This is a genomic window from Leucobacter celer subsp. astrifaciens (assembly GCF_001273835.1).
Taxonomy (GTDB): Bacteria; Actinomycetota; Actinomycetes; order Actinomycetales; family Microbacteriaceae; genus Leucobacter; species Leucobacter celer.
The window spans coordinates 129,894-142,870 of sequence record NZ_JHEI01000139.1 but is presented as its reverse complement, the minus strand read 5'-3'; the positions used below and the strand labels follow the sequence as shown (position 1 = coordinate 142,870).

General features: G+C 66.6%; 10 protein-coding genes. 3 read left to right on the top strand and 7 right to left on the bottom strand.

The annotated features are described in order from the left end of the window. The first annotated feature begins 172 nt into the window (after nt 1-172). Nucleotides 173-790 (top strand): TetR/AcrR family transcriptional regulator, encoded by a 618-nt coding sequence (locus AMS65_RS12800; RefSeq protein ID WP_053384562.1) that lies wholly within the window; start codon nt 173-175, stop codon nt 788-790. A gap of 67 nt (nt 791-857) precedes the next feature. Here the strand turns inward: AMS65_RS12800 and AMS65_RS12795 are convergent, their stop codons facing one another. After that, nucleotides 858-3,668 (bottom strand): DUF5979 domain-containing protein, encoded by a 2,811-nt coding sequence (locus AMS65_RS12795; RefSeq protein WP_157502267.1) that lies wholly within the window; start codon nt 3,666-3,668, stop codon nt 858-860. Between the two features lie 360 nt (nt 3,669-4,028). Further along, nucleotides 4,029-4,793 (bottom strand): gamma-glutamyl-gamma-aminobutyrate hydrolase family protein, encoded by a 765-nt coding sequence (locus AMS65_RS12790; protein ID WP_075200987.1) that lies wholly within the window; start codon nt 4,791-4,793, stop codon nt 4,029-4,031. Between the two features lie 198 nt (nt 4,794-4,991). On the opposite strand from AMS65_RS12790, the gene AMS65_RS12785 reads away from it, so the two are divergent. Further along, complete coding sequence (locus AMS65_RS12785; protein ID WP_162231770.1) at nt 4,992-6,479, top strand: APC family permease; 1,488 nt, start codon at nt 4,992-4,994, stop codon at nt 6,477-6,479. A gap of 152 nt (nt 6,480-6,631) precedes the next feature. Beyond that, nucleotides 6,632-7,282, top strand: a complete 651-nt coding sequence (locus tag AMS65_RS12780) for a GntR family transcriptional regulator (RefSeq protein ID WP_053384558.1) — start codon at nt 6,632-6,634, stop codon at nt 7,280-7,282. Nucleotides 7,283-7,351: 69 nt separating this feature from the next. Here AMS65_RS12780 and AMS65_RS12775 read toward each other — a convergent pair whose 3' ends face one another. The 5 genes from AMS65_RS12775 to AMS65_RS12755 form a co-directional block, all read right to left on the bottom strand. Further along, nucleotides 7,352-8,644, bottom strand: a complete 1,293-nt coding sequence (locus tag AMS65_RS12775; protein ID WP_053384557.1) for a glutamine synthetase family protein — start codon at nt 8,642-8,644, stop codon at nt 7,352-7,354. Nucleotides 8,645-8,774: 130 nt separating this feature from the next. Beyond that, nucleotides 8,775-9,569, bottom strand: coding sequence for an SDR family oxidoreductase (locus AMS65_RS12770; protein WP_053384556.1), 795 nt, complete (start codon nt 9,567-9,569; stop codon nt 8,775-8,777). Nucleotides 9,570-9,641: 72 nt separating this feature from the next. Beyond that, a complete protein-coding gene (locus AMS65_RS12765) occupies nt 9,642-11,147 on the bottom strand; it encodes an aldehyde dehydrogenase family protein (protein ID WP_053384555.1) in 1,506 nt (501 codons plus the stop codon). 31 nt (nt 11,148-11,178) lie between these two features. After that, the gene (locus AMS65_RS12760) at nt 11,179-12,441 is read right to left on the bottom strand and encodes a cytochrome P450 (RefSeq protein ID WP_053384554.1); all 1,263 of its coding nucleotides are present in this window, start codon (nt 12,439-12,441) and stop codon (nt 11,179-11,181) included. 62 nt (nt 12,442-12,503) lie between these two features. After that, on the bottom strand, nt 12,504-12,968 hold the full coding sequence (locus AMS65_RS12755; RefSeq protein ID WP_053384553.1) for a flavodoxin domain-containing protein: 465 nt from the start codon (nt 12,966-12,968) through the stop codon (nt 12,504-12,506). Nucleotides 12,969-12,977 lie beyond the last annotated feature (9 nt).

Below are 12,977 nucleotides of genomic sequence, written 5' to 3'. Positions count from 1 at the left end.
GCATTGCGGCCCATCGCTTCTGGCGCGGCGACGGCGGCGCGGATCGCGCGAAATCGCGATGCGATCTGCGAACCACGGAGCGGGGTGGAAATTACCAGACCGGCACGGTTTCTGCAATTAGGATTTGGAATCGGGATGATCGCAATGACGACGTGGAGGAGCAACAGCGCACATGGCCTATATAGACGCGACCATACGGTCTTCGCAGATCGTGGCGGCGGCCCGTGAGGTGATGGTGCGCGACAGCGTGCCGCGCACCACGATCCGGGCGGTTGCCGCCGAAGCCGGGATTCCGCTCGGCACGCTGCAGCACGTGTTCCCCACCAAGGAGTTGCTGGTTCAGGCGGTCATGGAGGATGTCGCCGCGGAGACGATCCAGCAAGCGGGATCGTTGCCCGCCGGAGCCGGGGTGGCCGAAACCATCCGTCTGGGAGCACGCGCGTACTGGGCCGGCCTTGTCGCCGACAGCCTTCCCGAGCAGGTGATGCAGATCGAGCTCCTGAGCCACACATACAGGACCCCTGGGAGCCGGGCGTCTGCGCGGTGGCCCTTCGGCGAGCAGGCAGCCGCGCTGGCGTCGATCCTCGAGACGGTGGCGCAGCGCAGCGGAGAGATCTGCCAGACCTCGCTCGAACGCATCGCGCGCGTCTTCATCGCCGGCCTGGACGGCTTGATGCTGCAGTACATGAGCGACGAGAACCGTGTGCGTGCCGAGGAGGACCTCGAGGCGCTCATCGAGGCGATGATCGGCTACGCGAGGATCCGCCCCGCGGTGCCCGCCGACGCCTAGGAGGCAGGCTCGATGAGAAACGGTGCGGGCGGGTGCTCTCACCCGCCCGCACCGTTGTCACCCTGCGCTACGCGTCTCTGCTCTGCCGGTTCCGCCGAACGAAGAGGAGGGCACCCGCGGCGATCAGGGCTGCGGCGAGCGTGAGAGCGAACGCCAACGACGCGGCTCCGGTCTGAGACAGGCCCGAAGCGATACCCGCACTGGCCACCTCTTCCGGATGCGTGCCCGAGGGGCCGCCCTCGTTCTCGTTCCCGTTCTCGTTCTCGTTCCCGCCAGAGCCTTCATCGTCGTCCACAGGAGGCGTCGCGGGATTCAGGGTGAGGGTGTTCGTCACCGTCACGGTCACCGTCTCGTCCTCGCCGATCGTCAGCTCCGTGGTCGACAGCTCAGGCTCAGCCCAACTCGCACCCGGCACATCCTCCGGAGCTCGCTCCGACAACGTCAGCACCGCGCCCACCGGCAGCGGCTCCGATGACACGACGTCACCGCCCGCAGGAAGCTCCAGCGTTCCCGAACCGGCCTCGAAACCGGGGCCCGCCGGATAGCTGTAATCGAGGTGGAACACCGCGCTCGGATCCACGAGTGCAGCACCGTCGCCGGCCAGCAGCTTCGATGCCTCGAACACACCGCGGTCGAGCATGAGGGTGTTCGTCACCGTCACGCTCACCGTCTCGTCCTCGCCGATGGTCAGCGCGGTGGTCGACAGCTCGGGCGCAGCCCACGTCGCGCCGGGCAGGGCGTCGGGGGTCTGCTCCGACAGGGTGACGACAGCACCGACCGGGAGAAGCTCCGACGACACGATGTCGCCGTTCGCGGGCAGCTCCAGCGTTCCCGAGCCGGCCTCGTAGCCGGGCCCGGCCGGGTAGCTGTAGTCGAGGTAGAACACGGCCTCGTCGTTCACGAGCGCAGCCCCGTCACCGGTCACGACCTTCGAGGCTTCGAACAGCGCACGGTCGAGCAGGAGCGTGTTCGTCACCGTCACGGTCACGGACTCGTCCTCGCCGATCGTCAGCGCGGTGGTCGACAACTCGGGCTCCGCCCACGTCGCACCGGCAATCGCCTCCGGGGTCCGCTCCGACAGGGTCAGCACCGCACCGAGCGGCAGCGGCTCCGATGACACGGCATCGCCGCTCGCGGGAAGCTCGAGAGTGCCCGAACCTGCCTCGTACCCATCACCAGCGGGGTAGCTGTAGTCCAGGTAGAACACCGCGTCAGGATCCACCAGCGCAGCACCATCACCAGCCAGCAGCTTCGACGCCTGGAAAGACGCGCGATCGAGCATGAGGGTGTTCGTGACCGTCACGGCCACGGTCTCGTCCTCGCCGATCGTCAGCGTGGTGGTCGACAACTCGGGCTCAGCCCACGTCGCACCGGGCACAGCCTCGGGAGTCTGCTCCGACAGTGTCAGCACGGCACCCACCGGCAGCGACTCCGACGACACGACCTCACCGTTCGCGGGAAGCTCCAGCGTTCCCGATCCCGCTTCGAAGCCAGGCCCGGCCGGGTAGCTGTAATCCAGGTAGAACACCGCATCGGAGTCCACGAGCGCAGCACCGTCACCGGCGATCGCCTTCGAGGCCTCGAACGCTCCGCGATCCAGGGAAGCCTCGTTCGTCAGGGTGACCTCGACGGTCGTGCGATCCCCGACCGCGAAGGAGTCGGTCGAGAACTCTGGAGCGGCCCAGGTGATGTTGCCCGGCTCGCTCGGCAGGATCTCCTCGAGGTGCACGATGGAGCCCGTCTCGTAATCACCGCTGAGCCACGTGGCCCCCTCTGCGACCTCGAAGACGCCCTCATCGATCGTCGTCGCGCCGTCGGGCGTCGTCACGGTGTAGTTGCCGGTGAAGACGATCCCCTCGACGCGCTGATCTTCCCAGTTCACCGTCTTCGAGATGGAGAAGTTGCCGAAGCCCTCGCCGGAGCCGGTGCCCCCGCCGCCCTGGCGGACGACCTGGTCGCTGACGGCAACCGTCTCCTGACCCTCGATAGTGATGTCTGCGGCGTTGGTGTAGGTTCCCGCACCCTGCGCTCCCGCGTTGGTCACGTTCACGAATACGTCGAGCGAATAGAACCAGCCCTCCTCGGTGACGAAGGTCACGAGCCAGCCTTCCGGCGTCTCCTCGAGCTCAAAGTCGACAACGTCCCAGTACTCCGGGTTGCCGTTCCCATCGAACTCGTTCGTGCCGAGCACCTGGATGGAGGGCATACCGTCGAGATCCTGGAACTCCTGGTTGGGGCCCAGGCGCTCCAGCACCGTCACGGTCTGGCCACCGGCCATGCCCGTGGCCGGCGCCTCGATGTCGATGATCCACCAGATGGTGTCATCATCGCGGTCGTAGAAGCCGTACTTGTCGTGCCACATGCCGTCGAACACGCAGTCCGTGCACGGACCGCCCCAAGGAGTGACGGTCACGCTCCCCGAGACATCGCCGAAGTCGTAGGTGATCTCGGTCGCTTCGGTCACGGTGGTGGTGACCGTGGCCCAGAAGAAGAAGGTGCCCGAGAGGTTCAGGGGGTTGGCCGCGATGTAATCGGAGTCGATGTCGCAGAAGAGCTGCGTCGCCGTCACCGTGCACGATCCCATGGCGTCCCCGTCGGGGTTGAGGAGCGGGAAGGAGTCGGTGAGGCCCTGCAGCCCGGCAGGCAGATCGACGACGAATCCTGCGGGAGTGGTGGGGTTGTTGGGAAGAGACCATGCTCCATCGATACGCGCGCTCGATCCCGACTGGACAGTCGACTGGGCGAACTCCATCGAGGTCAGAGTCGCATCGGTCTCATAGGGCGGAGCGGCGGAGGCGGCTGTCGCCGCTCCTCCGATGGTCATGGCCACCGCGAGCAGGATCGCTCCCAAGCTGCGCCATCGTACTTTCTGCTTCACAGATGGTCCTTCCTTTCAGAAGTTGTTTCGTTCGGCACGATGCGGGCATCGCGCAATCTCGACCCTCCGACGGGATTGGTCCCGGGACATTCGAGATGAACGCCGGCCAAAGCCCTCCAGCCCGGGTGGGGATCCCCCACCCCACCCGGGTGCGGCCCTCAGGAGAGAGATTGGGGTCTCGGGCCGCCCGTCCGACAGCGAAGAGCTGCGGACGTTGTGGAGAAGAATGCCGTTGATGACGCGAAAGGCTTCGCACCCACGTCATTCCTCAATTTTCATGTCATACGACTGACTGACTTTAACAAGACTTCGGCCATTGCGCTAGACGTCAACGTCCTCGCGCCGCTCGGGACAACCCCGTCAGGCGATCAGCTGGCGGCGCCCCAGACGTTTTCGCACCCCGGCGACGAACCAGTCGAACAGCACCTGATGCTCGGCCATCTTCTCGGGGTGCCACTGCACGCTGAGCAGGAGCCAGTCGCCGTCGACGGGCTCGACCGCCTCTACGACGCCATCTTCTGAGCGGGCGACCACGCGCAGACCGGGGGCGCACACGTCCACGGCCTGATGGTGGATCGAATTGACGCGTGCCGACTGGCCGAGCACTTGGCCGAGGAATCGGCTGTCGGGTTCGATGCTGATCGAATGCTCGGCGACTGGAGACTCACCGGGTGCAGCGGGGCCGGGCGAGTGCTGGATCGGCGCCTGCGCGATGTCCTGATGCAACGTGCCGCCGAGCGCGACGTTGACCAACTGCTGGCCGCGACAGATCGCGAACAGGGGAAGATTGCGCCGGCGCGCTTCGTGCACCAACGCAAGGTCGAAGGCGTCGGCCTCGGGGGTGGTGCTCTTGCTTCCCCGGTCCTCCTGGCCGTAGAACGAGGGGTCGACGTCCTCCCCGCCGATCAGTACAAGCGCATCCGCCCCGGCCAGCACGCGCGCGACGCGCTCGGGAGCGTCCCGGGGAACCTGCAGCACGATGGCCCCGGCGTTCTGGGTGCGCTGGACGTAGTCGGTGATGGAGCCCTCGATGTCGAACACACCGTAGGGGGCGATGTCCATTGTCTTGCGCCAGGTGCTCACGTAGATAACCGGTGTCACTTCTCCATTGATTTGATCAACCATGACTGTTAGCGTATACCGTACTCGGTGTTTTGTCTCGCGGCTTTCGCGATCTCACGCCGGCGCAGATACCCACTCGAAGACGAGGGCACCTTCCGATGCACTGCTCTTCAGAGCCTCCGCCGGAGCACACCGGGTTTCCTAACGGATTTTCGACAGGGTCGCCCACTGGAGGACGATCCTTCAAGAAAGGTGACGATGGTGTCCTCTTCAACAAGCGATGCGCCGGCGACCCAGTCGCTGCGCAGCGGAGCAGTGGGTGCTCCCGCGATCGCGTTCTTCGTGATCGCAGCGGCCGCACCGCTGACTTGCGTCATGGGAATCACTCCGCTCCTGATCGGCTACGGCGTCGGGATGTCGGCTCCACTGATCTACATTCTCATCGGCCTGGTACTGCTGCTCTTCGCGGTGGGCTACGTGGCGATGAGCCGTCGCATCCGCAACGCCGGATCGATGTACGCGTACATCGCTCAAGGGCTCGGCCCGTCTTGGGGAGCCGGAGCCTCGTTCGTCGCGCTGGCGGCGTACTTCTGCTCGATCATCACGCTGCTCGGTTTCTTCGGCTTCGTGACGAACGGCCTCATCCGGGATATCGTCGGCGTGGACATCCCCTGGTATCTGCTCTGCCTCGCGGCGATCGCCGTCTGCGTAGTGCTCGGCAGGAGCAATCTCGAGCTGGGTGCGAAGGTGCTGGGCCTGCTCCTGATCGCCGAACTGTCCGTGCTGCTCGTCCTCGCCGTCGCCGTGATCTTCACTGGCGGCTCCGAAGGAGTGACCTTCGATTCCTGGAACCCTGCCGGGTTGTTCGGTCCCGGTCTCGGGGTGAGCCTCGCATTCGGGTACGCCTCCTACATCGGATTCGAGCAGACCGCGATCTACTCGGAGGAGGCGAAGGACCCGAAACGGTCGGTGAAGCGCGCCACCATCGGCGCCGTCATCTTCACATCGCTGTTCTACGCACTGATGACCTGGGTGATGGTCCTCGCGTTCGGACGCAGCGAGGCAATGCAGGTCGCCCTGGAAAACCCGGGAGAGATGGTGGTTCTGGCCGCCAGCGACTATCTGGGGCAGGGAGTCGTGTGGGTCGTTCAGATCCTCGTGGTCACCGGCTCCTTTGCGGCGATCCTCGCTTTCCACAACGCCATCTCCCGCTACTTCTTCTCGCTCGGCCGCGAGAAGGTACTCCCGCGCAGCCTGGGCTATGTCCGCGAGGTCGCCCAGTCTCCGCACCGGGGCAGCATGACGGTAGGTGCGGTGAACAGCGTGGCACTCCTCGCGCTCTTCCTCCTTGGCGCGGACCCCTATCTCGACATCTTCACCTGGGGCGCCGCTGCGTCGACGGTCGGATTCGTCTTCCTGCAGACGCTCTGCTCAGCGGCAATCGTCGTCTACTTCCGCAGACATCGGGATGCCGAGGAGGGACTCTGGACCACCACAATCGCCCCCGTGCTCGCGACACTCGTGCTCGGGTCGGGGGTCGTGCTGATCGTCGCCAACTTCGGCAATCTCGTGGGTGGCGAGGTGGGCATCGCCCCGTTCATCGTCGCCCTCCTCTACCTCGGCATGGGCACCATCGGCTTCATCATCGCGGAGGTGATGAAGCGCAAGCGCCGCGCAGAATGGGCCGCCATCGGCACCGGCAGGGTCGAGGTGGTCGCCGCCCCCCAGGAGGCACCGGTCGCGAACTGAGGTCCCGGGCGGGGAGGGCGCAGGCGAAAACCGCCTCGGCGCCCTCCCCGTTCGCATACCCGACTCCTCCCGCTCATGACGGGGTGTCACAGGGGTCCGCAACCCGAGCCCACTACGCTGAAGAGAACACCCCGAGGAAAGCGATCGATTTCGTGGCCATTCAGAAGATTTCCCTCTCGCGAGAGACACTCGGTGAAGCCGCCTACCGGCACCTCTTTCAGGGATTCCTGAACAAGGAACTGGTGCCCGGCACCCGCCTGCTCATGGACGAATTGGCCGAGCAGATGGGTATCAGCCGCACACCCGTACGCGAGGCCCTGCAGCGCCTCGAGCGCGAGGGCGTCATCGAGCCGCACGGTGGCAGAGGCTACGTGGTGTGCGAGACGACGACCGCCGAACTCGACCATCGCTACGAGGCCAGAGAGGCCATCGAGGGGTACGCCGTCCGCCGTGCGGCCGCACTTGAGCCCGGGGCCCGTGCAGCCCTGCGCGCCGAGTTCGAGCAGTTGCTGATCAAGCCCCAGACCACCGCGGAAGAAGTTTTCACCGTCAACCGCGATGTGCATCGCATGATCGTCGAGGCCATCGACAACACCTACCTGGAGGAGTCCTTCGATCTCCTCTGGAACCGGGTGCTCACCTCGGACATCTGGACCCGCATGCTCGACAGCGACGACGTCTCGGGCGACTTCGATCGCGCCCACCGCGAACTGTTCGACGCCATAGATTCAGGTGACCCCGCTCACGCGTACGAGGTCATGCTCAGGCACATCCACAGCGGACGGACGCTCCACGAGATCTGATGTCTCGCCGCGCCGCACGCAGAAGGCGGGCCGATCTTCACAGATCGACCCGCCTTCGCCTGATTCCGGCTATAGCGCCCCGATGTAGCGCGTGCGCTCGAGCTCGGAAACTGGCTGCGTGATCGCGTCGTACTCCCGCTGCACCGTGTCGACATAGGTGTCGATGAGGAGTGCGGGGAATGCCTCGCGCGCGAGGTCGGACCCGTTCAGGGCGTCGATCGCGGCCGGCACGGTACGCGGCAGCTTCTTCGCGTTGGGGTCAGTGTAGGCATTGAGCTCGCAGCGCGGTCCGGGCTGCAGACGATTGCGCACGCCGTCGAGGCCGGCCGCCAGCTGCCCCGCCACCGCGAGATAGAGGTTGCTCGTGGAGCAGGGATCCCGCTGCTCGAAGCGGTAGCTGCCCTCGGCCTCGATCATGCGGATCGCCACGGTGCGGTTGTCGCCGCCCCAGGAGTCGGTCGTCGGGCTGAGCGTGAAGTCCTGCCGGCGCTTGTAGTCGTTCACGCTCCAGGACCCGAAGAGCGAGAATTCGCCGATCCGGCGCTGCAGACCGCCGAGGTAGTGCATCGCGTACTCCGAGGGCCCGTCGGCCGAGTCGAAGAGGTTCGTGCCGTCGCGCCACATCGACTGGTGGATGTGCAGGCCGCTGCCGCTCTCCTCGTCGAAGGGCTTCGCCATGTAGGTCGCGACGAGCCCGTGCTTCGCGGCGAGCTCCTTGACAGCGCCGCGCATCAGGATCGCGTCGTCCGCCGCCTTCAGCGCGCGGTCGTAGCGGAGCGTGATCTCCATCTGGCCGGTGCCGTACTCCTGCATGCCGGCCTCGACCGGGAGTCCGTACGCGACGAGGTTCGTCATGATGTCGGTGAGGATCGCGTCGTAGGGCGACCCGTCGTAGACACCGTAGGTGTTCATCTGCGAGATGAGCGGCCGGTGGGTCTCGGGATCGAGCAGGTAGAACTCCATCTCGAGCGCGATCTGCGCGTCGACGCCCTCCTGCTCGAATTCTCCGAGCACCGACACGAGGGCGTTGCGCGGACAGAGCTCGGAGGGCGTGCCGTCCGGGTTCTCGATCGCGCAGAACACCTGCGCGACCCCCGGCCGCCAGGGCACCTCGCGCAGCGTGCCCGGGATGGGTTTGATCACGACATCCGGATAGCCCTCGTCCATGCCGCCGGCGGGCGACTCGTCGGGGCACTCGCAGCGCACGCCCCAGTAGAGCGGCGCTCCGGGGATGTGCGAGCCCTCGTGCTCTACGCGCGGCCACTGATTCGCGGGAACCTTCTTCCCGCGCAGCACACCGAAGACATCTGCGAAGATCATCTCGACGGTGTGGATCCCCTCGGGGAGTTTCGTCTCGGACACCAAATCCTCCTTGATTGGCTCGGATCGAATCGGGACAGCGTCGTCCGATCACATATATACCGTATACTAAATATTATATTGCAGCAACCGGAATCCTGCTCGCCGCGAAGCACTCCGGGCGCTCCTCCGGTCACCCGACGAGTTCGGCGGCGAGCTGCTGGCGCAGCAGGCCTCCCTCCGCACCTCCATCGACGACGAGGTCCTCCCCCGAGATCCAGGAGGCCTCGTCCGAGGCCAGGAACGCGATCGCCGCGGCGATCTCCTCGGGGGTGCCGTGCCGACCGGCGAACTCCTTGAGCGGGTCGAGCTGCTCCTCCCCGATCGAGTCGTAGAAGTCCTGCAGCAGCGGTGTCTCGGTCGGACCGGGGCTGACCGTGTTCATGCGCATGCCGGGCACCAGCCGCCGCGAGGAGATCATGGTCCAGACAATGACGGTCGCCTTCGCCAGGTTGTAGGCCTCGAACGATTCCTGCCCCTCAGGCAGATACGGGGCGACGTTGACGCGGGCGTCCTCGAGGCTCCGGGAGCGGATCAGCGCCTTCACCCCCTCGATGCGCCTGCGCCACTCGAATCCGGTGGTCGACGCGATCGTCACGACGTTCGACTCGGAGGTCATCCGCTGCACCGCCAGCTCCGTGAGTCGACGCATGCCGAGGAAGTTGACCGCGAGGGCGGCATCGACGCCGCTCTTCCCTGAGATCCCCGCGGCGTTCACCAGCACGTCGATGTGCTCCGGCAACCGGGTGGCGGCCGCATCGATCGCGTCCGGATCGGTGAGATCGACGATCACCGTCGGGACGTCGCGCGGGGAGGGGTTGCGATCGACCACGACCACACGGTCGCCGTCGTTCAGGAAACGCTCGACGACCTTGTCGCCGATGCCGGATGCGCCGCCGGTGATGACGACGGTCCTGGATGCTGTCATGTTCGTCTTCCTCTCGGAGTGTGCGGCGCGCCGCCGCAGTGCGGCGCGCCGGGGTGGATCGTGGGGCCGGCGTCACCGGGGATCGATGAGCACCGACTTGCTCTTGGTGTACTCGAGCACGCTCTCGCGCCCGAGCTCGCGGCTGTTGCCCGAGAGCTGCTGGCCGCCGAAGCTGACCCCCGGATCGAGCTTGCCGACGGTGTTCACCCAGACGAGGCCGCCCCGCAGCCGCTGGGTCAAACGATGCGCTCGAGAGATGTCGCGCGTCCAGATCGCCGCCGCGAGGTCGTAGTCCGAGGCGTTCGCGAGGCGCAGGGCCTCATCCTCGTCGCGGAAGGTGATGACCGACAGCACCGGGCCGAAGATCTCCTCGCGCGCCACGCGCATCTCGTTCGTCACGCCGGTCACGATGGTCGGCTGGAGGAAGTAGCCGGTGTCGCCGACGGTGTCGCCGCCGACCGCGATCGCACCGCCCTCGGCGCGAGCCGCATCGACGTATCCGCGCACGGTGCCGAGCTGCTTCTCGGACACCAGCGGCCCCAGCGTGGTCGCCTCGTCGAGCGGATCCCCGACCCGCAGCTTGGCCGTCTCCTCCGCGAGCAGCTCCAGCATCTCCCGCTCGATGCTCTCGTGCACGAAGAGGCGCGTGGGCGCGATGCATACCTGGCCGGCGTTCTCCCACACGGCCTCAGCGGACCCGGCTGCGGCCTTTCGCAGGTCGGCGTCGGGGAAGACGAGATTGGGGGTCTTCCCCCCGAGCTCGACGCTCACCTTCTTCATCAGCGGTGCGGCCGCCTCCAGGATGCGCCTGCCGACGGGGGAAGAACCGGTGAAAGACACCTTCTTCACGTCCGGGTGGGTGGTGAGCGCCTCCCCGACGATCCGGCCGGCACCCGTCACCACGTTCAGCACGCCGTCGGGCAGTCCGACCGCTCGAGCGAGATCCGCGAGGTAGAGCGTGGTGTATGAGGACAGCTCGGCGGGCTTCAGCACGATCGTGTTCCCGGCGGCGAGCGCGGGACCGATCTTGTGGGACGCCATCACCAGCGGGAAGTTCCAGGGGGTGATCGCCGCGCAGACGCCGATCGGCTGGCGCACGGTCATGCCGATGAACGGCTGACGCACCGGATTGAGGTCGCCCTCGATCTTCGTGGGCCACCCCCCGTAGTAGCGGAACACCAGCGCCACTCCCCCGATGTCGTCGCGCGCCTGCGTGATCGGCTTCCCCATGTCCAGCGATTCGAGTTCCGCGAGCGTCTCGAGGTGCTCGTCGACGGCGTCGGCGAGGTCGAACAGGTACTGCGCGCGGGTGGCCGGGCTGATGTCGCGCCACGCCGGACTCTCGAGTGCGCGGGCGGCCGCGGCCACCGCGACATCCACGTCCGCCGCGGTGGCCGCGGCGATCCTGCCGAGGGGCAGCCCCGTCGCCGGGTCGACGGACTCGAAGGTGCCGCCGTCCCCCGCCGGCACGTCCCAGGCCCCGCCGATGCGGAGCCCCTGCAGGCGGTCGAGGAAGGCCAGGGTCGCGTGTCCGAGCGGCCGGCAGTGGCCGCGGGTCGGGTCGGGTCGATGATTCATCGTGTGCTGCGCTCCGGTTCTCGGGCCGCGCTCAGGCGGCGATCCTGGTGAGGCGGACGGGAAGGTGCTTCACGCCGTGCGTGAGGTTGGATCGCAACCGCTTCACGTCGCCGACGAGCTCGAATCGCTCCACCTGCTCGATCTGGTGCTGCAGCAGCACCTTCAGCTCGAGGCGGGCGAGGGAGTTGCCGAGGCAGCGGTGCGCCCCGCCGCCACCGAACGCGAGGTGGAAGTTCGGCTTCCGCTCGATGTCGAAGGTGTGGGGATCCTCGAACACCCGCTCGTCGTAGTTCGCGGAGGCATACCACATGGCGATCTTGTCGCCCGCTTCGAGCTGCTTGCCGTGCATCTCGGTGTCCCGGGTCACGGTGCGGCGGAAATGGTGGATCGGAGTGGCCCAGCGCAGGATCTCCTCCACCGCGCTGTCCACCAGCTCGGGGTTCTCGCGCAGCTTGGCCCACTGCTCGGGGAAGTCGCAGAATGCCTTGGCCGCGTGCGAGAACGCCATGCGGGTGGTCTCGTTGCCGGCGATCACCAGCAGAGAGAAGAAGTTCGCCAACTCGTGCGGGGTCAGCTTGCGGCCGTCGACCTCGCTCGTGATGAGCAGCGAGAAGACGTCGTGGCCGAGATCCTTCTCGCGGCCGATGCGCAGTCTGTCGCCGTACTCCCAGAGTTCGCGGCCCGCGGGACTCGAGAACTGGTACTTGCTGTTCTCGGCCAGCACCTCGGGGGTGAGTGCGGTGCGCGGCGCGTGATCCGGATCGGAACTCGCGATCATCTCGTCGCCCAGCTCCATGATGTAGTGCGCCTCCGTGTCGGGCACGTCGAGGAGGGCGGCCAGCACCCGCACGGGGATCTCCGACGAGATCTTCGAGACGTACTCGATCGTGTCGTCCTTCAGCGCCTCGGACAGCGTCTCCGTGACGATCCGGTCGACCTTCTCGTCCCAGTTGCGGCGCACGATCCCCGGGTTGAAGCTCGGGGCGAGGATCTTGCGATATCCGGTGTGCAGGGGCGGATCGGTGTCGATCATCGTGCGGCGCCCCTGCAGGTCGGCCTCGGGGATGTCCTCGAGCGTGGTCCCGCCTTTCTCCGAGGAGAAGGTGGCGGTGTCTCGGCTCAGCGCGACGACGTCGTCGTAGCGGGTGAAGGACCAGTATCCGCGCGAACCGTCGCCGGGTTCCGTCCAGTGCACCGGGTCCTCGTCGCGCAGTTCCCGGAAGAACTCGTGCGGCACGGACTCCTCGAACGCGAGCGAGGAGAGCAGGTGGTCGTTCTCGTGACCGACAGTCATGGTGGGGTCCTTTCGAATGGTGCGGCAGCGCTGCCGCGGAGTTCCGGGAGTGACGCGACGCGTCAGACGAGCTGCGCCTTCAGCTCGGCGAGCACGCCCGGCACCCAGGCGAGCGCGAGCTCGGTGCCGTCGTCGATCGATGACGCGTCGTGGCGGCCGTAATCGCCGATGCGGGTCGCCCCGAGCTCGGTGAGTTTGCGGTCGATGATCTCGCTGCCCCGGCTGTAGGTCTCCGCGTAGAAGGAGTCGCCGAGACCGAACATGGCGTAGCGCACGCCGCTCAGGTCGGGGGCCTTCGCTTCGAGCTCGGCCAGGAACGGGATCGCGGTGTTCGGGAGTTCGCCATCCCCGTGCGTCGAGCAGACGATCAGGTAGGCGTGCACGTCCGGATCGACGTTGGTGGGGTCGGTGTCGGCGAGATCGGCGAGCTCGGCCTCGTAGAGTTCGCCGGTCAGATAGGCGACGAGATCCTGAGCGATGAACTCGGAGTTGCCCGACTCGGTGCCGTACAGAACGCTGAATTTCATGGGTTGATC

Excerpts from the sequence above, each read along its gene's own strand:
- AMS65_RS12800 (WP_053384562.1), top strand. The coding sequence starts at position 173 with ATGGCCTATATAGACGCGACCATACGGTCTTCGCAGATCGTGGCGGCG.
- AMS65_RS12790 (WP_075200987.1), bottom strand. The coding sequence starts at position 4,793 with ATGGTTGATCAAATCAATGGAGAAGTGACACCGGTTATCTACGTGAGC.
- AMS65_RS12755 (WP_053384553.1), bottom strand. The coding sequence starts at position 12,968 with ATGAAATTCAGCGTTCTGTACGGCACCGAGTCGGGCAACTCCGAGTTC.
- AMS65_RS12760 (WP_053384554.1), bottom strand. The coding sequence starts at position 12,441 with ATGACTGTCGGTCACGAGAACGACCACCTGCTCTCCTCGCTCGCGTTC.
- AMS65_RS12770 (WP_053384556.1), bottom strand. The coding sequence starts at position 9,569 with ATGACAGCATCCAGGACCGTCGTCATCACCGGCGGCGCATCCGGCATC.
- AMS65_RS12765 (WP_053384555.1), bottom strand. The coding sequence starts at position 11,147 with ATGAATCATCGACCCGACCCGACCCGCGGCCACTGCCGGCCGCTCGGA.